General features: G+C 73.1%; 16 protein-coding genes. 12 read left to right on the plus strand and 4 right to left on the minus strand.

Annotation, left to right across the window (positions count from 1 at the left end):
- The first annotated feature begins 12 nt into the window (after positions 1-12).
- From ACWEJ6_RS20090 to ACWEJ6_RS20145, 12 genes are all read left to right on the plus strand, one after another.
- Entirely contained in the window at positions 13-1,560 is a 1,548-nt protein-coding gene (locus ACWEJ6_RS20090) for an ABC transporter substrate-binding protein (RefSeq protein WP_358285855.1), read from the plus strand.
- A complete protein-coding gene (locus ACWEJ6_RS20095; RefSeq protein WP_358285852.1) occupies positions 1,560-2,528 on the plus strand; it encodes an ABC transporter permease in 969 nt (322 codons plus the stop codon). Before ACWEJ6_RS20090 ends, ACWEJ6_RS20095 begins: the two co-directional genes overlap by 1 nt.
- Positions 2,525-3,352 carry an ABC transporter permease gene (locus tag ACWEJ6_RS20100; RefSeq protein ID WP_352364933.1) on the plus strand — a complete coding sequence of 276 codons (828 nt, stop codon included), beginning with the start codon at positions 2,525-2,527 and terminating at the stop codon, positions 3,350-3,352. Before ACWEJ6_RS20095 ends, ACWEJ6_RS20100 begins: the two co-directional genes overlap by 4 nt.
- Entirely contained in the window at positions 3,349-4,248 is a 900-nt protein-coding gene (gene murQ, locus ACWEJ6_RS20105) for an N-acetylmuramic acid 6-phosphate etherase (RefSeq protein ID WP_358285846.1), read from the plus strand. The genes ACWEJ6_RS20100 and murQ overlap by 4 nt, the downstream gene beginning before the upstream one ends.
- Positions 4,245-5,459: an anhydro-N-acetylmuramic acid kinase gene (locus tag ACWEJ6_RS20110; RefSeq protein WP_452425247.1), complete on the plus strand. Its 1,215-nt coding sequence runs from the start codon at positions 4,245-4,247 to the stop codon at positions 5,457-5,459. The genes murQ and ACWEJ6_RS20110 overlap by 4 nt, the downstream gene beginning before the upstream one ends.
- Positions 5,456-6,562 carry a serine hydrolase domain-containing protein gene (locus ACWEJ6_RS20115; RefSeq protein WP_452425249.1) on the plus strand — a complete coding sequence of 369 codons (1,107 nt, stop codon included), beginning with the start codon at positions 5,456-5,458 and terminating at the stop codon, positions 6,560-6,562. The genes ACWEJ6_RS20110 and ACWEJ6_RS20115 overlap by 4 nt, the downstream gene beginning before the upstream one ends.
- Positions 6,559-8,157: an ABC transporter ATP-binding protein gene (locus ACWEJ6_RS20120; RefSeq protein WP_452425251.1), complete on the plus strand. Its 1,599-nt coding sequence runs from the start codon at positions 6,559-6,561 to the stop codon at positions 8,155-8,157. The genes ACWEJ6_RS20115 and ACWEJ6_RS20120 overlap by 4 nt, the downstream gene beginning before the upstream one ends.
- Before the next feature lie 40 nt (positions 8,158-8,197).
- A complete protein-coding gene (locus tag ACWEJ6_RS20125; protein ID WP_352364923.1) occupies positions 8,198-8,632 on the plus strand; it encodes a winged helix-turn-helix transcriptional regulator in 435 nt (144 codons plus the stop codon).
- 113 nt (positions 8,633-8,745) lie between these two features.
- A complete protein-coding gene (locus tag ACWEJ6_RS20130) occupies positions 8,746-9,405 on the plus strand; it encodes a sensor domain-containing protein (RefSeq protein ID WP_387665190.1) in 660 nt (219 codons plus the stop codon).
- Between the two features lie 56 nt (positions 9,406-9,461).
- Positions 9,462-10,487, plus strand: a complete 1,026-nt coding sequence (locus tag ACWEJ6_RS20135; protein ID WP_452425254.1) for a DUF559 domain-containing protein — start codon at positions 9,462-9,464, stop codon at positions 10,485-10,487.
- A 3-nt stretch (positions 10,488-10,490) separates the two neighbouring features.
- Entirely contained in the window at positions 10,491-11,126 is a 636-nt protein-coding gene (locus ACWEJ6_RS20140) for a hypothetical protein (protein ID WP_452425256.1), read from the plus strand.
- Positions 11,108-14,284: an ATP-binding protein gene (locus ACWEJ6_RS20145; RefSeq protein WP_452425258.1), complete on the plus strand. Its 3,177-nt coding sequence runs from the start codon at positions 11,108-11,110 to the stop codon at positions 14,282-14,284. The genes ACWEJ6_RS20140 and ACWEJ6_RS20145 overlap by 19 nt, the downstream gene beginning before the upstream one ends.
- Positions 14,285-14,341: 57 nt before the next feature.
- Here ACWEJ6_RS20145 and ACWEJ6_RS20150 read toward each other — a convergent pair whose 3' ends face one another.
- The 4 genes from ACWEJ6_RS20150 to ACWEJ6_RS20165 form a co-directional block, all read right to left on the minus strand.
- A complete protein-coding gene (locus tag ACWEJ6_RS20150) occupies positions 14,342-15,430 on the minus strand; it encodes a hypothetical protein (protein WP_452425260.1) in 1,089 nt (362 codons plus the stop codon).
- Positions 15,427-16,476: a TOMM precursor leader peptide-binding protein gene (locus ACWEJ6_RS20155; protein ID WP_452425262.1), complete on the minus strand. Its 1,050-nt coding sequence runs from the start codon at positions 16,474-16,476 to the stop codon at positions 15,427-15,429. The genes ACWEJ6_RS20150 and ACWEJ6_RS20155 overlap by 4 nt, the downstream gene beginning before the upstream one ends.
- A 228-nt stretch (positions 16,477-16,704) precedes the next feature.
- Positions 16,705-17,274, minus strand: a complete 570-nt coding sequence (locus tag ACWEJ6_RS20160) for a dienelactone hydrolase family protein (protein ID WP_452425264.1) — start codon at positions 17,272-17,274, stop codon at positions 16,705-16,707.
- Between the two features lie 126 nt (positions 17,275-17,400).
- On the minus strand, positions 17,401-19,062 hold the full coding sequence (locus tag ACWEJ6_RS20165) for an endo-1,4-beta-xylanase (RefSeq protein WP_452425266.1): 1,662 nt from the start codon (positions 19,060-19,062) through the stop codon (positions 17,401-17,403).
- Between the last annotated feature and the right edge of the window lie 136 nt (positions 19,063-19,198).

Here is a 19,198-nt window from a genome sequence, read left to right on the forward strand (position 1 = left end):
TGAGGAGACCACATGCCCCGTGGCGCGCTCTCCGCGATCGGCGCCGCCGCAGTGCTGTCCATCGCCCTGACCTCCTGTTCATCATCTTCCGGGCCCGCGACCAGCACCGGCGCCACGGGCAAGTCCGGCGGCGCCCTGGTCGTCGGCGTGACCTCCGACCCCGACACGCTCTTCCCCTGGAAGGCCACCCAGTTCACGGCCGTGAACGTGTTGCAGAACATCTACGGCACCCTCACCGAGTTCGACAAGGACCTGAACGTCGTGCCGGGCCTGGCCGAGTCGTGGCAGGCGTCCGAGGACGGCAAGAAGCTGACCCTCACCCTGCGCAAGGGCGTGACCTTCGGCGACGGCAGCGCCTTCGACTCCAAGGACGTCAAGGCGTCCCTGGAGAAGATCATGGACGAGAAGACGGCGGCCGTGGCGCGGGCGTCGCTGGCGTCGGTGAAGTCCGTCGAGGCTCCCGACGAGAGCACGGTGGTGCTGGAGCTGACCGGCCCCGACGCCGCGCTCCCGGCGAACCTGGCCACCGTCAACATGGCGATGCTCTCCTCCGACGACACCGAGGAGAAGCTCAACGCCACCCCCAACGGCACCGGCCCGTTCACGCTGGGCAAGCGCGTCCCGAGCCAGTCGCTGACGCTGGCCAGGAACGACAAGTACTGGGGCGCCGAGAAGCCGAAGGTGGGCAGCGTCGAGTTCCGGGTGATCCCGGACGAGTCGTCCATCGTCTCGGCCATGCAGTCGGGCAACGTGCAGCTCGCGGTCTTCAACGACCCGCTGGTCGCCCAGACCGCGCAGGGCGGCGGAACGATCACCGTCACCAAGACGCCGCAGCTCAGCTACCACGCCCTCCAGCTCAACGCCCAGCGCGGCGACCTCAAGGACGTCAACGTGCGCCTGGCGATCCAGTGCGCGATCGACCGCAAGCAGGTGCTCGACACCGCCGCGCTCGGCGAGGGCGAGGTGACCGGGCCGATCACCGCCCCGGCCTTCAAGTCCGACCCGGCCAAGCGTCCCTGCCCGGCCCGCGACCTGGCCAAGGCCGCCGAGTACCTCGGCAAGGCGGGCAAGTCCGGCGGCGTGACGGTCAAGGCCATCGTCTCCCAGGGCGAGTACGCCACCTCCGTGAACGAGGCCCAGAACCTCAAGGCGCAGCTCGCCGAGGCGAAGATCACCCTGGACCTGGAGGTGCTGGAGTCCGGCGCGTTCGTGGACCGCTGGGTGGCGGCCGACTTCGACGCGGCCGTCGCGCTCAACGGCGGGCGTCCGGACCCCGACGGCTCCTACGGCCGCTACTTCACCAGCAAGGGCAACCTGAACAAGGTCGCCGGGTACAGCTCGCCGGAGCTGGACAAGCTGTTCGCCGAGGGCAAGGCCACGACCGACCCGGCCGCCCGCAAGGCGATCTACGAGAAGGTCTCGGCCGAGCTGGAGGCCAACGCGCCCTGGATCTGGCTGTTCACCAGCTACACCTACACCGGCACCACCTCCAACGTGTCCGGGTTCGTACCGATGGTCAGCGGGTCGCTGCAGTACCTGCGCACGACGTCCGTCGCCTGATGCGCCGGATCCTCGCAAGCCGGGCCGTCCGGCGCGTGGCCTCGACGATCGGCACCCTGTTCGGGGTGGCCGTGTTCGTCTTCGTCATGCTCCGGGCGATCCCGGGCGACCAGATCACCGCGGGGCTCGGCACGGAGGCGGCTGCCCTCACCCCGGCGCAGCGCGTGGCCCTGGAGCAGTACTACGGGCTGGACCAGTCGCCGGTCACGCAGTTCTTCTCCTGGCTGGGCAACATGCTCACCGGCAACTTCGGCTACTCGGCCCGCTCGCAGCAGGGCGTGCTGGAGATGACGCTGCACTCGCTGCCGGTGACGTTCGAGCTGGCGGTGTTCTCGATCGTGCTGGCGCTGCTGCTGGGCGTGCCGCTCGGCATGTTGTCGGCGTCCAGGACGAACTCGCCGCGGGACGCCTTCGGCCAGGTCGTGAGCCTGGCCGGGCTGTCGGTCCCGGCGTTCCTGCTGGCCACGACGCTGCTGTCGATCTTCGCGGCGTCGTTCGGCTTCAACCCCAACGGCCAGGGCTTCGCCACGCTCGCCGAGGACCCGCTGCTCAACCTGCAGCAGATGTTCCTGCCCGCGCTCGTGCTCGGCTTCGGCATCGCCGCGCCGATCCTGCGCACCACCCGTACGGCGGTGCTGGAGGTGCGCTCGGAGGACTTCGTGCGCACCGCCCGTGCCAAGGGCGTGCCGCCGCGCCGCCTGCAGGTCCGGCACGTGCTGGGCAACGCGCTGGTGCCGATCGTGACGATGACCGGGCTGCAGTTCGGCTACCTGCTCGGCGGCGCGGTCGTGGTCGAGCAGATCTTCTCCGTGCCCGGCGTGGGCCGGCAGGTGCTGCTCGGCATCCAGCAGAAGGAGTACGCGGTCGTGCAGAGCACGGTCCTGGTCATCGCGCTGGCGTTCGTGCTGGTCAACCTGCTGACCGACGGGCTGTACCGGATCATCGACCCGCGGGTGAGGGCGTCGTGACCGCGCTGCGCAGGAGCCCCGCCATGCTGGCGGGCACGATCGTGCTGCTGGTGCTGGCCGTGGTGGCGGCGCTGTCGTACGCCGGGCTGCTCCCCTACGACCCGATCGCCCAGAACCCGCCCGAGCGGTTCCTGTCGCCGTCCGGGACGCACCTGTTCGGCACCGACCAGTTCGGCCGGGACGTCTTCTCCCGGGTGGCGGCCGGGGTCGGCAACTCGGCGCTCATCGCGGTGGTCGCGGTGGCCTTCGCCACCGTGGTCGGCACGCTGGGCGGCCTGGTGTCCGGGTTCTACCGCGGCTTCGCCGACGGCGCCATCGGCGGCGTGACGAACGTGCTGTTCGCGTTCCCGCCGCTGCTGCTCGCGCTCTCGCTGGCCTCGGTGCTGGACCGCAACTGGTTCACGGTCGCCGTCGCCATCGCGATCGTGTACGTCCCCATCTTCATCCGTGTCACGCGCGGCCCCGTGCTCTCCCTGCGGGAGATCGAGTACGTCAAGGCCGCGGTCTCCACCGGCCAGAGCCGCTGGCAGATCATGCTCAGGCACGTGCTGCCCAACATCACCTCGATCATCGTCATCCAGGTGGCGCTGTCGTTGTCGTGGGCGGTGCTGACCGAGGCGTCGCTGAGCTTCCTCGGCCTGGGCACGCCGCCGCCCGCCCCCTCGCTGGGCTCGATGATCTTCGAGGCCCGCAGCCTGGTGTTCGTCGCCCCCTGGACGCTGATCGCGCCGGGCGCGGTCGTCGTGCTGCTGGTGGTGGGCCTGAACCTGCTCGGCGACGGCCTGCGTGACACTCTCGACCCCAGAACCCGAGGCAAGCGGTGAACCTCTCAGAACTGACCACGGAATCGGCCGACCCGCGCTTCGCGGGCATCGACACCATGAGCGTGGCCGAGCTCGCCGCGACCATGAACGCGGCCGACGCCACCGTCCCCGCCGCGGTCGCCGCGGCGCTGCCGCAGATCACCCCGGCCATCGAGGCCGCCGCCGAGCTGGTACGGGCCGGCGGCCGGCTGGTCTACGTGGGCGCGGGCACGCCGGGCCGGCTCGGCGTCCTGGACGCCTCCGAATGCCCGCCCACCTTCAGCACCCCGCCCGAGCAGGTCTTCGCCGTCATCGCCGGCGGCGAGCGGGCGATCGTGCACCCGTGCGAGGGCGCCGAGGACGACGCGGGGGCCGGCGCGGCGGCGATCGACGCGGCCGGCGTCGGGCCGCTGGACACGGTGGTGGGCATCGCCTCCAGCGGGCGCACGCCGTACGTGCTGGGCGCGGTCCGGCGGGCCCGCGAGCGCGGCGCGCTGACCGTCGGCCTGTCCTGCAACCCGGGCACCCCGCTCAGCGGCGAGGCCGAGCACGCGATCGAGGTGCTGGTCGGGCCCGAGGTGGTCAGCGGCTCGACCCGGCTCAAGGCGGGCACGGCGCAGAAGCTCGTGCTCAACATGTTCTCGACCATCGTCATGGTCCGGCTCGGCAAGACGTACGGAAGCCTGATGGTCGACGTCAAGGCCAGCAACGGCAAGCTACGGGAACGGGCGATCAGGATCGTGCGCACGATCGCCGGTGTGGACCGCGAGGAGGCGGAACGGGTGCTCGACCAGCACGGTTTCAACGTCAAGCAGGCGGTGCTCGGCGCCCGGCTCGGGCTCGGGCCGCAGGAGGCGGCGGCGCTGCTGGACCGCAGCGAGGGACGGCTGCGCGTGGCGCTGGGAGAGCCGGCGTGAAGATCCTCGGCATGATCTCCGGCACCTCGCACGACGGCATCGACGTGGCCCTGGTCGACTTCGGCCTCGACGGCGACGTGCTGACCGGCCGCGTGCTGCACACCGCGAGCACCCCCTATCCGGACGAGCTGCGCGCCCGGCTGGTGGCCGCGCTGCCGCCCGCGCCCGTCACGCTGGCCGAGGTGTGCGTGCTCGACACGCTCATCGGCCAGTGCTTCGCCGAGGCCGCCGCGGCCGCGGCCGGGCAGGCCGGTCCGGCCGACCTGATCGTCTCGCACGGCCAGACGGTCTTCCACTGGGTGGAGGGCGCGCACGCGCGCGGCACCCTGCAGATCGGCCAGCCCGCCTGGATCGCCGAGCGCACCGGCGCGCCCGTGCTGTCGGACGTGCGCATCCGCGACATCACCGCGGGCGGGCACGGCGCCCCGCTGGTCTCCGTGCTCGACGACCTGCTGCTCGGCGGCCTGCTGTCGGACGGACACCCGGGCGGCACGGGCGGCACGGGCGGCACGGGCGGGGCGGGCGGCGCGGCGGCGCTCAACCTGGGCGGCATCTCCAACATGACCGTCGTGCGCGACGGCGGCCTGAGCGCCTACGACATCGGCCCGGCCAACGCCCTCGTCGACGCCGTGGTGTCCGGCCGCGGCCTGAACCCGCGCGGCTACGACGAGGACGGCCGGATCGCCGCCTCCGGCCAGGTGGACGAACGCCTGCTCGACGTGCTGCTCGACGAGCCGTACTACCGGCTGGCCGCGCCGAAGAGCACCGGCAAGGAACTGTTCCACCTGGCCTACGTCGAGGCCGCGATCGCCAGGGCGGGCCGCGAGCCGTCCGGCCCTGACCTGGTGGCGACGCTGACCGAGCTGACGGTCCGCACGGTGGCGGCCGACGTCGCCGCGGCGGGCGTGGACGTGCTGGTCGTCTCCGGCGGCGGCTGCCGCAACCCGGTCATCATGGACGGCCTGCGCGCCGCCCTGCCCGGCGTGCGGGTGTCGCTGTCCGACGAGCTCGGCGCCCCGGCCGACGACAAGGAGGCCATCGCCTTCGCGCTCATCGGCTGGCTGACCGCCCACGGCCTGCCGGGCACCGTCCCCGGCGGCACGGGCGCGAAGGCCGCCCGGGTGCTCGGCACGCTGACGCCGGGCGCGGGCCCGCTCGCCCTGCCCGCCCCGCTGACCACGCCGCCGCGCTCGCTGGTGCTGCGCCGATGACCCCGGCTCCCGCCGCGCCGCCCGGCCCTTCGAGCCGGCCAGGGGGGCCCGCGAGCCCCGAGCCCGGTCCGCCCGCGGGCCTGGTCCGGGCGGCCCGCACGCCGTGGTTCGACCTGACCGAGTGCACCGGCCACCGCACCGTGCGCCGGGCGGACGGCGGCGCACTGGCCGGCGAGGCCCCCATGACCCTCGGCACGCACCACGACCTGGCCTCGGTCACCAAGGTCGTCGCCACCACGACGGCCCTCCTCCGCCTGGTCTCCGACCGCCTGGTGGACCTGGACGAGCGGGCGGCCGCGTACCTGCCGGAGGGCTGCCCCGACCAGATCACCGTGCGGGACCTGCTGCTGCACCGGGCCGGGCTGTGGGAGTGGTGGCCGATGTACCTCGACCCGCGGATGCCCGCCCCGCGCTACGCGCCCGGCCGCGAACGGCACTACTCCGACCTGGGCTTCATCGTGCTCGGCCGGGTGGTCGAGACCGTCACCGGCACGTCGCTGGACCGGGCGGTGGCCGAGCTGGTCACCGGGCCGCTCGGGCTGGCCGGCACCACGTACGCGCGGCCGGCGGGGCCCGAGGTGGCCATGAGCGCCCTGGACGACCGGGTCGAGATGCGCATGCTCGACACCTCCGAGCCGTACCCGGTGCCCTTCCGCAGCGCGGACTTCGCCGGCTGGCGGCACGAGCCCGTGCTCGGCCGGGTCGCCGACGGCAACGCCTACCACGCCTTCGGCGGCGTGGCGGGCCATGCCGGGCTGTTCTCCACCGTCCCGGACCTGCTGCGGTACGCCACCGCGCTGTCCCGCTACGAGGAGCACGACCGGCTGTGGCGGCCCGAGGTCGCCCGCGAGTTCTTCACCCCCGGCCCCGACCCCGGCCAGGCGCTCGGCTTCCGCACCTACCGGCTCGACCTGCGGGAGGAGACCGTCACGGTGCTCGGCCACCCCGGCTACGTCGGGTGCGCCGTCGGGTTCGTCCCCGGCCGGGACGTCGCGATCGCGCTGGCGAGCAACCGCCTGCTGACGACGGCCGCGCCGACGCCCACCGACGCCCTCTGGACCGGCCTGCTGCAGGCCATCACCCACCGATCGAGGACCGCATGACCCCGCTCCTGGAGATCCGCGACCTCTCCGTCGCCTTCCGCACCCGCAAGCAGGACGTCACCGTCGTCAAGAACGTCTCGATGGAGATCCTGCCGGGACAGACCGTGGCCGTGGTCGGCGAGTCGGGTTCGGGCAAGTCCACCACGGCCGCCGCGGTCAACCGGCTGCTGCCCGCGGGCGGCCGCATCACCACCGGCCAGGTGCTGTTCGACGGCCGCGACCTGGCCGGGGTGAGCGAGCGCGAGATGACCGCCGTCCGGGGCGCGGGCATCGGCCTGGTGCCCCAGGACCCGATGTCCAACCTCAACCCGCTCATGCGCATCGGCGACCAGATCGCCGAGGCCCTGGAGGTGCACGGCCTGGCCGCGGGCAGGACGGCGCGCGGGCGCGTGACCGAGCTGCTGGAGATGGTCGGCATCCCCGAGCCGGAGCGGCGGGCCGGGCAGTACCCGCACGAGTTCTCCGGCGGCATGCGGCAGCGGGCGCTCATCGCCATGGGCCTGGCCTGCCGGCCCAAGCTGCTCATCGCCGACGAGCCGACCTCGGCCCTCGACGTGACCGTGCAGCGGCGCATCCTCGACCAGCTCGGGCAGCTCACCGCCGAGATGGGCACCGCCGTCTTCCTCATCACGCACGACCTGGCGCTGGCCGCCGAGCGGGCCGACGTGGTGGCCGTCATGTACCGGGGCGAGATCGTGGAGACCGGCCCGGCGGCCGAGCTGCTGGCCGACCCGCGGCACGAGTACACCCGGCGGCTGCTGAAGGCCGTGCCGAGCCTGTCGTCGGTGCGGGTGGCCGAGCCCGGCCCCGAGGAGAGCGCCGAGGACCTGGTCGTGGTGGAGGACCTGCGCAAGGTGTTCCCGTTGCGGGGCGGCGCCGGGGAGTTCACGGCGGTGGACGGGGTCTCCTTCACGATCCCGCGCGGCCGTACCGTCTCGGTCGTGGGCGAGTCGGGCTCGGGCAAGTCGACCACCGCCAACCTGCTGCTCGGCCTGGACGGCATCACCTCCGGCCGGATCCTGTTCGACGGCACCGACCTGGCCTCGCTCGGCCGCCGGGAGCTGTTCGCCTTCCGCCGCCGGGTGCAGCCGGTCTTCCAGAACCCGTACGCCTCGCTCGACCCTCGCTACACGGTCGAGAAGTCGATCGCCGAGCCGCTGCGCGTGCACCGGGTGGGCACCCCGGCCGAGCGCGCGCGGACCGTCGCCGAGCTGCTGGAGAAGGTGTCGCTGCCGGCGTCGGTGGCCGAACGGCTGCCGCACGAGCTGTCCGGCGGCCAGCGGCAGCGGGTGGCGATCGCGCGGGCGCTGGCGCTCTCCCCCGAGCTGGTCGTGCTCGACGAGGCCGTCTCCGCGCTGGACGTGCTGGTCCAGGCCCAGATCCTGGAGCTGCTCGCCGACCTGCAGCGCGACCTCGGGCTCAGTTACCTGTTCATCAGCCACGACCTGGCCGTCGTCCGGATGATCTCGCACCGGGTGCACGTGATGCAGGCGGGCCGGATCGTGGAGAGCGGCACGGCGGCCGAGATCTTCGGCTCGCCGCGCGCCGACTACACCCGCGAGCTGCTCGCCGCCATCCCTGGACGGGCCGCCTGATGGTAAGTTGGAAATCCGGACCTACCTGAGCGGAGGGGCCTTGTCCCGCCCGAGAGAGTGCTCGATCGCCAACGCGCTGGCCGTCGTGGGCGAGCGGTGGAGCCTGCTGGCGATGCGCGAGATCATGCTCGGGGTGCGCCGCTTCGACCAGATCGCCCGCAACACCGGCGCCAGCCGCGACATCCTCACCGCCCGGCTGCGCAAGCTGGTCGAGGTGGGCCTGCTGGAGCGGGTGCCGTACGAGCGGCACCCGCCGCGCCACGAGTACGTCCTCACCGAGTCGGGCCAGGCCCTGCACACGGTCCTGCTCGCCCTGATGGACTGGGGCGACCGGTACGTCACCGAGGGCGAGCCGCCCACCGTGTGGCGCCACTCGTGCGGCGAGCCCCTGGAGCCGCTCACGGTGTGCGCGCACTGCCGGGAGCCGGTGCGTCCGCAGGAGCTGACCGTGATCCGGGTGGACCAGCCGCAGTAGGGGGGACCGTTTCCCCAGGGGTCCGCCGGGAGGCGTGGTAGGGCCTGCCCTACCACGTAGTGGCCCGCCGCCAGGATCGAGCGCTCCCCCGCCGGGCCCGTAGCGTCGTAGCCATGACAACCCTCCGGCACCGCGTCGCCACCGACACCCGGTACACCCTGCTCGGCCTCCCCGCGGCCGCCGCCTCCTTCACCCTCGCCGTCGCCGGAGTCTCGGCCGGTCTCGGCTCGGCGGTCGTGTTCGTCGGGCTGCCCGTCCTGGCCGCCACCGCCGCCATGGCCCGCCACTTCGCCGACCTGGAGCGCGCCGCGCTCCCCGGAGTGCTCGGCCACCCGATCGCCCGCCCCCGCTACGCGCAGACCCCCGCGGGGGCGGGTTCCTTCCGCCGCATGATGAACCCGCTGGCCTCCGGCCAGGCGGCGATGGACCTGCTGCACGCGATCATCACCTTCCCGGTCTCGCTGGCCGCCGCCGTCGTGAGCGCGGTGTGGTGGGCGGGCGCGCTGCTCGGCCTGACCTTCCCGGTCTACGGCTGGGCGATCGCCGCGATCCCCGGCGTGGACGGCGGCCTGCCCGCCCTGCTCGGCCTCGGCACCGGAACCGTGCCGTTCGTGGTGTTCAACACGGCGGTGGGCCTGCTGTTCGCGCTCACGCTCGTCCCGGTGGTGCGGACGGCGGCCCTGGTGAAGGCGAGCGTGTCCCAGGCCCTGCTGACCCGCGCCCACGTCCCGTCCGTGGAGGCTGCGTCCCCGGTCTGGGTGACAGCCCGCTGAGGACGGGGTTACCCTCCCAAGTGCCGACGTTTCCGATCTTGTGAGGGCAGGAAGCCGTGCCGTCGTGGGCAGAGCTGCCGATCGGCCAGGTGGTACGGCTCGACGCCGACCCCGACGCCGTGGCGCCGGCCCTCGATCCCCTGCCGGACGACGCCCCGGCCGTCGTCACCTACTTCGCCGCCGAGGAACGTTCCGTCGCCGACCTGGCCGCCTCCGTCCTGCGTGAGCTGGACAAGGCGGCCATCGCGCTGTTCCCGGCCTGGTTACCGGGGGCCGAGGGCATCGAGAGCCCGTCCGGGGCGAACGTGGCCGCGGTCCAGGCGCTGGCCCTGCGCAGGGCCTCGGTGACCGGCCACTTCGGGCCGTTCCTCGCTGAGCTGGCCCGGCGGGCGCTGACGGGCGCACCCAGCGCTCTGGCGCCGGAGGTCCGGGCGGCGGGGCTGGTCAGGGTGCTGGCCGACAGCTTCGGCCGGGCCCGGCTGGCGATCCTGGTGCGGGTGCCGGACGGGCTCGGCGCGGCGGCACGGGAAGTGCTGGTCGCCGGGTGCGAGTGGCTGGCGCACCGGGGCCGGGCCGGCGTCTGGCTGGCGGGCGCGCCCCTGCACGACGACCGCGTGCGGACGATCGCCACCCCGCTCCCCGCAGCCGTTGGCGACGCCCGCGACGCCCGCGACGCCGTCCCGGTTCCCGCGACCGCCGATCGGGCGCCCGCCGTCGCGTATCCGCCGGTGGCGGGCAGGCCGCATCCGGGCAGCGCGAGCGAGCGGGCGCTGGAGGCCGCCTTGTCCGCGCGGGCGTGGGCCGGGGGCCGGGCCTGGAACCAGACGTACCGGCCGGGTCCGCTGGCCGTGCCGATCCGGGTGGACCTGCTCTGGGAGCGGGAGCGGTGCGTCGTGGAGATCGACGGTCCCGACCACCGGGCGCCGGCCAAGTTCGCCGCGGACCGGCAGCGGGACGTGCTCCTCCAACTCGACGGTTACGCCGTGCTGCGCTTTCCCGATGCTCAGGTGATGACTGACATGGACACCGTCGTCCGTCAGATCGGCCAGTTTCTGCGGAACCGCCGCAGAGCGGAAGGATGAGATATGCCGGACAAAGGGCTGACCCTGCCCGAGTTCACTGCCCTGCTGGTGCTGGCCGTCGAAGCCCGCGAGGTCTCTAGCAGCGAGCTCAAGGAGCACTACAAGCTGACCATCGACCGTCCGAGGCGGCTGAAGCTCAACGAGCTGAAGCTGGTCGAGAGCCGGCAGCCCAGGGGCGGCCGCGCCTTCGTGCACGTGCTCACCGACTCCGGGTGGGCCAGGCTGGCCGAGGACCTGCGGGCGGGGGCGATCCCGCCGCAGACCGGCTCGTCGGGGGCCATCGCGCGGGCCCTGCTCGAATGGCTGCCCCGGTTCATGCGGCGCACCGACCAACGGCTGTCGGAGATCTTCCAGCCGGAGCCGGACGTCGTTCCCGCCGGTCTGGAGTCCCGCATCCGGGCCGCGTACGCCGAGCTGGCCGCCGCGCCCGGCTCGTGGGTGAGCCTGACCCCGCTCCGGCGGCTGCTCCCCGCCGTGCCGAAGCACGAGGTGGACGAGGCGCTCGTCCTGATGGAACGCCTCCCGGACGTGAACCTGGTCCCGGAGTCGAACCAGAAGACGCTCACGCCCGAGGACCGCGAAGCGGCGGTGATCATAGGCGGGCAGGACAAGCATCTGCTGTGGATCGGCGAGCTGTGAGCGGCGGCGGCATCGCGGACCTGGCCGCGCTGACGTTCAACTACACCGAGGGCGCCGACGACGTGTGGCGCCGCTCCCCCTTCCACGTCGACGGCCTGCACGGCGCGTCGACGAAGATCCTCCTCGACGGGCTGGCCGAGGCCGCCCACCGGCCGGAGAGCAGCCCCATCGGCGTGGTCGTGCAGGGCCAGCGCGGCACCGGCAAGACCCACCTGCTCGGCTGGCTGCGCGAACGCGCCCAGCGCGAGGACGGCTACTTCGTCCTGGTCGGCCTGCTGGACGCCAAGGGGTTCTGGGAGAGCATCGTGGTCTCCCTGCTGGACAGCCTCTCCCGGCCCCGCCACGACGGGCAGACGCAGCTCACCGTGCTCCTGGACCGCCTGGCCATCATGGCGGGGCTGTCCCGCATGGCCCGCCGCTCGATCACCGGCAAGCGCGGCCTCACCCGGGACGAGCTGGACGCCTTCGTCACCGCGTTCCGCCGCGTCGGGGGCCAGGTCGGCCGCGACAGCCAGGACGCCGCGCGCGCCCTGGTCCTGCTGGCCGGCGACGATCCAGGACTGCAGGACCTCGGGGAGTCGTACCTGTCGTCGGCGCCCGAGGGCGAGCCGGGCGAGCGGGCCCGCTGGGGCATCCGGCAGCTCGGGCGCACGCCGCAGGAGATCGTCAGGGACCTCTCGCGGCTGATGGCGCTCACCGGCCCCACGATCGTCGCGGTGGACCAGATCGACCCGCTCGTCGCCCAGTCCCGGGTCACCACCTCCGGCCACGCCGGGCACGACCCGGCCGAGCAGCTCATGATCGAGCGCATCGCGGGCGGCCTGATGGCGCTGCGCGAGGTCACCCGCCGGACGTTGACGGTGGTGACCTGCATCCCCGCCACGTGGGCGCTCATCGAGCAGGTCGCGGTCGACACCGTGCGCGACCGCTTCCGCCAGGCGGTCCCGCTCATGACCATCCCCGACGCGGCCACCGCCCGCTCCCTGGTCGCCACGCGCTTCGAGGTGCAGTACGGCGAGGCGGGCGTCAAGCCGCCTTACCCGACGTGGCCGGTCCGGCCGGAGGCGTTCGAGCAGGCGCCCGGGATCACCCCGCGCGATCTGCTCATCCGGATCGACCGGCATGTCCGCGCCTGCCTGCTGGACGGCGAGGTCAGGGAGCTGACCGGGTTCGCGGCGGAGACGACGCCGCGTCCGCAGCCGCCCGCGCGCCCCGCCGACCACGCCCGCCCCGCCGACCACGCCGGCCCTGTCGCGGCGGCCGGCGCCGCCGATCTCGCCGCGCTCGACGCCCGCTTCGCCGAGCTGCTGGCGGCCGCGCGGGCTCCAGTGATCGACCAGGCCAGTGAGGACACCGCGATGCCCGCGCTGCTGGCCGCCGGGCTGTCCGCGTGGATCGCCGAGCAGGGTGAGGCCGGCCGGGCCTTCAGCCTGGACCCGCCGCCGAGCGCCAAGCCCCCGCTGCACGCCCGGCTGCGCCGCACGCTCGACGAGAGCAGGGAGGACGAGGTCCACTGGGCCTTCCGCGCGGTCAGCGCGACGCACGGCAACGCGGCGCTGAACCGCCTCCGCAAGGCGTGCGTGGCGGCCGGACTCGACGCGGAGGTGCCCAAACGGCGGTTGTTCCTGCTGCGCGACACCCCGTGGTCGCCTGGGCCGGCGACGCGGGAGGCGATCGCGGCGTTCGAGCGGGCGGGCGGCAGGACGCTGCGGATGAGCCGCCAGGACCTGCTGGTCCTGGCCGCGCTGCGGTCCCTGGTCGCGGAGAGCCCGCCGGACCTGGCCGCCTGGCTCGCCGCGCGGCGGCCGACGTCCGGGATCGGCTTCCTCACCGAGGCATTGGCCGACGCGTGGAGCGTTCCCGCCGTACCGGCCCCCGGGATCCCCGTCGCGGCGCGGAGCCAGGACGGCGACGCCCAGGACCACTCCCTGACGATCGGGCGGCGGATCGCGGACGGCGAGCCGGTGCGGATCGCGCTGGAGGCGCTGCGCAAGCACACCGCGATCTTCGCCGGTTCCGGCTCCGGCAAGACCGTGCTGATCAGGCGGCTGGTCGAGGAGTGCGCGCTGCGCGGCGTCTCCTCGATCGTGCTGGACCCGAACAACGACCTGGCCCGGCTGGACGAGCCGTGGCCCGAGCCGCCGCGCACGTGGGCGGAGGGCGACGCCCGCCGCGCCGAGGAGTACCTGGCGGCCACCGAGGTCACCGTCTGGACGCCGGGACGGACGGGCGGACGCCCGCTGAGCTTCCAGCCGCTGCCCGACCTGGCGAGCCTGGCCGGCGACCCCGACGAGTTCGCCGAGGCGGTCGAGGCCGCGGTCGCGTTCATCGTGCCGCGGGTCAGGCTGGACGCCAACACCGAGAAGGCGCTGCGCGGGCAGGCCGTGCTCAGGCGGGCCCTGGCCGCCTACGGAGGTGGCGGCGCGACCAGTCTGAGAGGGTTCGCGGCGTACCTGGCCGACCTGCCCGACGGGGTGAGCGAGCTGGCCAGCGCCCGGCGCATCGCGGCCGACCTGTCCCAGTCGCTGACCGCGGCGATGGACAACGACCCGCTGTTCGGCGGGGCCGGCGAGCCGGTCGATCCCGGGTTGCTGGTGACGCCGCCGCCGGGCCGGCGGGCCCGCGTCTCGGTGATCAGCCTGGCCGGGCTGCCGGGCCTGGAGCAGCGGCAGAGCTTCGTCAGCCGGCTGCAGATGGAGCTGTTCGTCTGGTTCAAGCGGCACCCCGCCCAGGACAGTCCGCTGGGCGCGCTGTTCGTCATGGACGAGGCGCAGACGTTCGCCCCCGCGGCGGGCGGCGCGTCGGTCTCCACCCGCAGCACGGTGCTGCTCGCCTCCCAGGCCCGCAAGTACGGCCTGGGCCTGGTCTTCGCCACGCAGGCGCCCAAGGGGCTGCACAACCAGATCCCCGGCAACTGCGCCACGCAGTTCTTCGGCCTGCTGAACGCGCCGATCCAGATCAGCGCGGCCAGGGAGATGGCCCAGTTCAAGGGCGGCGGCGACGTGCCGGACATCTCCCGGCTGGGCGCTGGCGAGTTCTACGTGGCCGGTGAGGGCGGCGGGTTCGCCAAGGCGCGCGTGCCCATGTGCCTGACGCACCACCCGAAGGCGCCGCTCACCACGGAGGAGGTCGTCGCCAGGAGCCGCGGGGGCGCCTGACCGCCACGGTCCCGGCCGCGGAGGGGGCGGCCGGGACCGCGCCCTACGTCAGCCGTCTCAGGAGGACGGGCGAGCCATACTGCGGGTGGAGGCGAGCAGGCGGCGGCCCAGGACGGCCAGGTAGAGCGCCCAGCCGGCGCCGACCACGGCCAGGGCGGCCACCGGCTGCCAGCCCGGCAGCTCCTCGACGGCCCGGCGGCACACGGCGACCGTCACCGGGACCGTGTAGAGCGCGAAGAAGGCCAGCCCGAGCACCCGCCCTGCCACGAGGAACCAGGCGTACACCCGGACGCCGCGCGGCGCCGTACGGGTGCGCCGCGCCCGCAGGTACGCCTGCGCGTCGGCCATGAGGTTCTTGTTGCCGCCGGCGTTGGCGATGGCGTAGTAGACGTCGGTGCGCATGAAGAACAGGAACTGCCAGGCGATCTGCGACAGGCAGATGACCACCACCAGCCGCACCACGGGCAGGTCGGCGGCGTACAGGACGCAGGTCCCGGCGCAGGCGAGGAACCAGTCCACCCGCATGCCCGCCAGGTGGGCGCGGTAGCGGGCGCGCCTGGGCACGCCCCAGATGCCGGTGATCCTGGTCTGCACGACGAGGAACTGCAGGCGGGTGCCGAGCGACAGCTCGGCCCGCACGCCGAGCGACCGGGCCGCGGCGATGTGGCCGAGCTCGTGGACCAGCACCAGCAGCCAGGAGGCCGCGGCGAAGGCGACGGTGAAGGTGAGGCTGTCCGACCAGACCAGCGAGGAGAACGACGGCAGCACGCCGGGCCTGGCGACCGCCGCGGCCAGGGCACACACGGTCAGCGCGGCCAGCACGGCGTGCGCCGGACGGGAGAACAGCCAGGCCACGTGGCCGGGCCTGATCCGGTCCCACAGGTTGGGCGGTCGCCGGGGCCGGTCGAGCAGGCCGGCCGCGCCGAGCCCGGTCACGAACTCGGCGACGTCCACGTCCAGACCGCTTTCGGCCAGGACCAGGGCGCGGGCCTCGGCGGCCGTCCTGGTGCCGTCGAGCGCCTCGACCACGGCCGCCGCCACGCCGGGCACGTTGACGAACGTCTCGCCGTTGCCGATGACGTAGTCGTCCGGGCCGTCGGCCACGACGCTGAGGAACGACAGGTCCGTCAGCGGCTCGGCCTTCACCCGCACACCTCGCAGCCGTCGCGGCGGTCGAAGTCGTAGGCCGTGGTAGTCAGCGTGAGCAGGTCGAGCCAGAGGCTGCGGCCCTCGACGGCGGGGTCCCCGGTGCCGGTCAGGAAGCGGATCACCTCGGACGCGAGCATGCCCGACACGATCCCGCACAACGGCCCGAACGACGGGATGGCCCGTCCTGGGTTGTCGTTGGCCGGCAGGACGGTGGAGCCGTACCGCGCGGCCAGGGCGGCCTCCTGGCAGGCCAGGCAGCCGGTCTTGCCGGGCACGACCAGCGGGCCGAGCAGGCCGACGTGCTGGTTGAAGCCGCCGGTGACGAACGGCGTGCCGGCCCGCACGCAGGCCTCGTTGACCCAGCGGCGGATGTGCGGCTGCGGGGTGTCGACGGTGTTGACCACGAGGTCGGCGTCGGTGACGACGTCGGCGGGTCCGGTGATGCGCCGCTCGACGCGCGTGACGCGGACGTCCGGGCAGTGCTCGCGCAGCCTGCGGGCGGCCGCGGCCGTCTTGGGCTCGCCGAGGTCGCGGACGGTGTAGAGGTGCTGGCGGTGCAGGTTGCCGATCTCGACGCGGTCGTCGTCGAGCAGGGTCAGGCGGCCGACGCCGGAGGTGGCGAGGTGCAGGGCGACCTGGCCGCCGATCGCGCCGGCGCCGAGCACCGCCACGTGCCGGCCGGCGAGGTCGCCGAGCGCGGCCACGGCCCGGTCGGCCGGCTGGAACATGGCCATGAACAGCGCGAACCTGGACAGTCTGGCGTCGGCGGCGAGCGTGACCAGCTCGGCGTCGGTGACCAGGAAGCGGGCCGCGCGCAGCTGTTCGACGGCCGAGTCGATCTCGGCGGGGGTGAGGTCGTCGAGGAGGTCGTACAGGTCGGACTGCTCGACGGGGGTCTCGGCGCACAGGCGCAGCAGGCGGCGCAGGGGTGGCGGCGCCGGGTCGAGGATCTGGCCGGTCGGGGGGAAGTCGCCGAGCCGTACGCGCCCGCGGGCGTCGTCGATGAACAGGGGGAAGACCGGATTCACTTGAATCCTGGGCATGAAGGCGGCTCCCGGGCGAGTGAGGGCCTCCCGCGGGGTCGGGCCGCGTCGCGGGAGGCCCGAAGAGGTCAGCAGCTGTTGCTGTTTCCGGTGGTCTCGACTTCTTCGACCTTCTTGATCTCGATCGTCATGAGCGATCCTTCCGTCGATCTTGATGGGCCGATGAGATCATAAAGTAAAGATCGCCCCTTTTGATAGACCCAAGTACGAAATATCCGCGAAATCGTCTTATATCCGCGCAATAAAGTCGCGGGTTCGTTTCCACATAAGCGCCGCCGACTCTTCGGAGTATCCGGGAAGATCGGGATCGGCGAACAAGTGCACATTTCCCGGATAAATGAAGCACTCGAATAACGGACCGAGCTCCGTCCGCAGGCTGCGGACGTCACCGGCGTCCATCCACGGGTCGCCCTCCGCGTAGTGGAGCTGCACCGGCACCGAGACCGGCCACCCCTGCGCGCTCACCTCGGCCACGGCCGCGCAGCCGTGGTAGAGCAGCAGCCCCCGGGCCAGCGGGTGCGTGGCGGCCAGGAGCTGGGCCCCGAACCCGCCCAGCGAGAACCCGGCGAACACGACCGGCCCGCGCACCTGCGCGGCGATCTCCCGCCAGCGGCGCGCGAGCTCGTCGAAGCCGATCGCGTCCCGTTTGCGCAGTCCGGATTCGAGGTCGTCGAAGACCTCGCCGTCGTAGTAGTCGGGCGTGCGCACGACGTGCCCGCCCGCGCGAAGCGCCTCCGCGGCCCCTATTACCCCCGGTCGCAGGCCCTGTGCGGAGTGCAACAGGATGATCTCTGCCATGTGCACTGTGTACCACCGCGCGCAGGCCCCACCAAGGGCCCCGTTCGGGCACCCTCCCGTGCCCCCGCCGCGCCGTCGCGCGGCTCCCCGGGCGGTGGCCATGTCCGCCCGGGGAGGTCGCGCGGGTCAGGCGCAGGTGTAGGCGGACGGCGTCGCGGTGTCGCCGCCCGGCCTGCTGACCTGGAACCCGAAACTGGTGCTCGCGCCGGGCGCGAGCGTGCCGTTGTACCCGGCGTTCCTGGCGGTGACGCTCTGCCCGCTGACGGTGACGGCGGCGTTCCAGGAGCCGGTCAGGGTGTGCCCGGCGGGCAGGGTGAAGGTGACCGTCCAGCCGTTGATCTGGGACGTGCGGGTGTTGGTGACGGTCACGGGCTGGATGACGTACCCGCCGCTCCACTGGGTCTGCACGGTGCCCGCGGCGGTGCAGCCGCCTCCGCCGCCCCCGGTGAGGGTGGTGAAGGTGACCGACGGGGACTCGCCGGACAGGTTGCCCGCGCCGTCGCGCGCCCGCACGTAGACCTGGTACTGGGTGTCCGCGGTCAGGCCGGTCAGGTTGATGCTGTTGCCGGTGGACTGGCCGAGCCGGGTGTCGGTGCTGCCCTGCTCGCGATAGACGTCGTAGCCGGCCAGGCCGCTGCCGCCGGTGTCGGTGGAGGCGGCCCAGGTGAGGGTGGCCGAGCTCGCGGTGACGTTGGCCGCCGTGGGGGCGCCCGGCGTGCTGGGCGGGGTGGTGTCGGTGCCGGCGCCGCCGGCCAGGGCGTCGTGCACGGCGGTGTACGACGGCTTCTGCTGGTAGCTCTCGTTGTAGATCAGCGCGGCGCCCTGGCCGGGGAAGGTGTCGGGCACCCAGGAGTACTTGTCGGTGAAGCCCCAGATCGTGACGCCCTGGCAGGCGGTCACCGCGAGGCAGGCGTTGACGACGTTGCGGTAGTAGGTGGCCTGGGTGGCGTCCTTGCCGGCGTCCCTGGGGGTCTGCATGCGCACGTCCAGCTCGGTGATCCGGACCTGGACGCCGAGGGCGGCGAAGCGCTGCAGGTTCTGCTGGAAGTCGCTGGGGAAGCCGTACTGGATGGCCAGGTGGGACTGGAAGCCGACGCAGTCGATCGGCACGCCCTGCTGGCGCAGCGAGGAGACCAGGTTGTAGATCGCCGTGCTCTTGGCGTTGATGCCCTCGGTGTTGTAGTCGTTGATGCACAGCTTGGCGTCGGGGTCGGCGGCGCGCGCGGCGCGGAAGGCGTCGGCGATGTAGCCCGAGCCCAGCGTGTTGTACCAGAACGACGTGCGCAGGTTGCCGTTGTCCTCGAAGACCTCGTTGACCACGTCCCAGGAGACGACGGCCGGGTTGTCGGCGAAGTGGCCGACGACGTTGGCGATGTGGTTCTGCATGGCCGCGCGCATCGCGGTCGCGCTCAGCCCCTGCACCCAGCCCGGCGTCTGGTTGTGCCACACGAGGGTGTGGCCGTGCACCTGCTGGTCGTTCTGGGCGGCGAAGGCGACGATCGCGTCGGCGCCGGAGTAGTTGAACTGGCCCTGGCTGGGCTCGGTGGCGTCCCACTTCATCGCGTTCTCGGGGGTGACCTGGCTGAACTCGGTCGCCGCGATGGTGCGGTAGGAGGTCTCGCCGGACAGCGGGGTGGTGGCGAGCGCCGTGCCGATGAACTTGCCCTTGGCGGACGCGTGCGTGCGCAGGGGCGCCGAGGCGTCGGCCGAGGTGGCGGGGAGGAGGAATGCTGCGAGAATCCCCAGCAGCGCGAGGACTCTGACGGACAGGGACGAGAGCACGGGCATCTACCTCCGGAGGCAGGCACTCGATTCCGAAACCTTTCGATCCCCAGCGGATCGCATCGCAGACGGTATTGACATGCAGGAGAGCGGTCAATGCCGATCGCGCGCCGCCCTCAAAAGAGCAGTTGACGAGCGAAAA

Source organism: Nonomuraea sp. NPDC004702, from assembly GCF_053601695.1.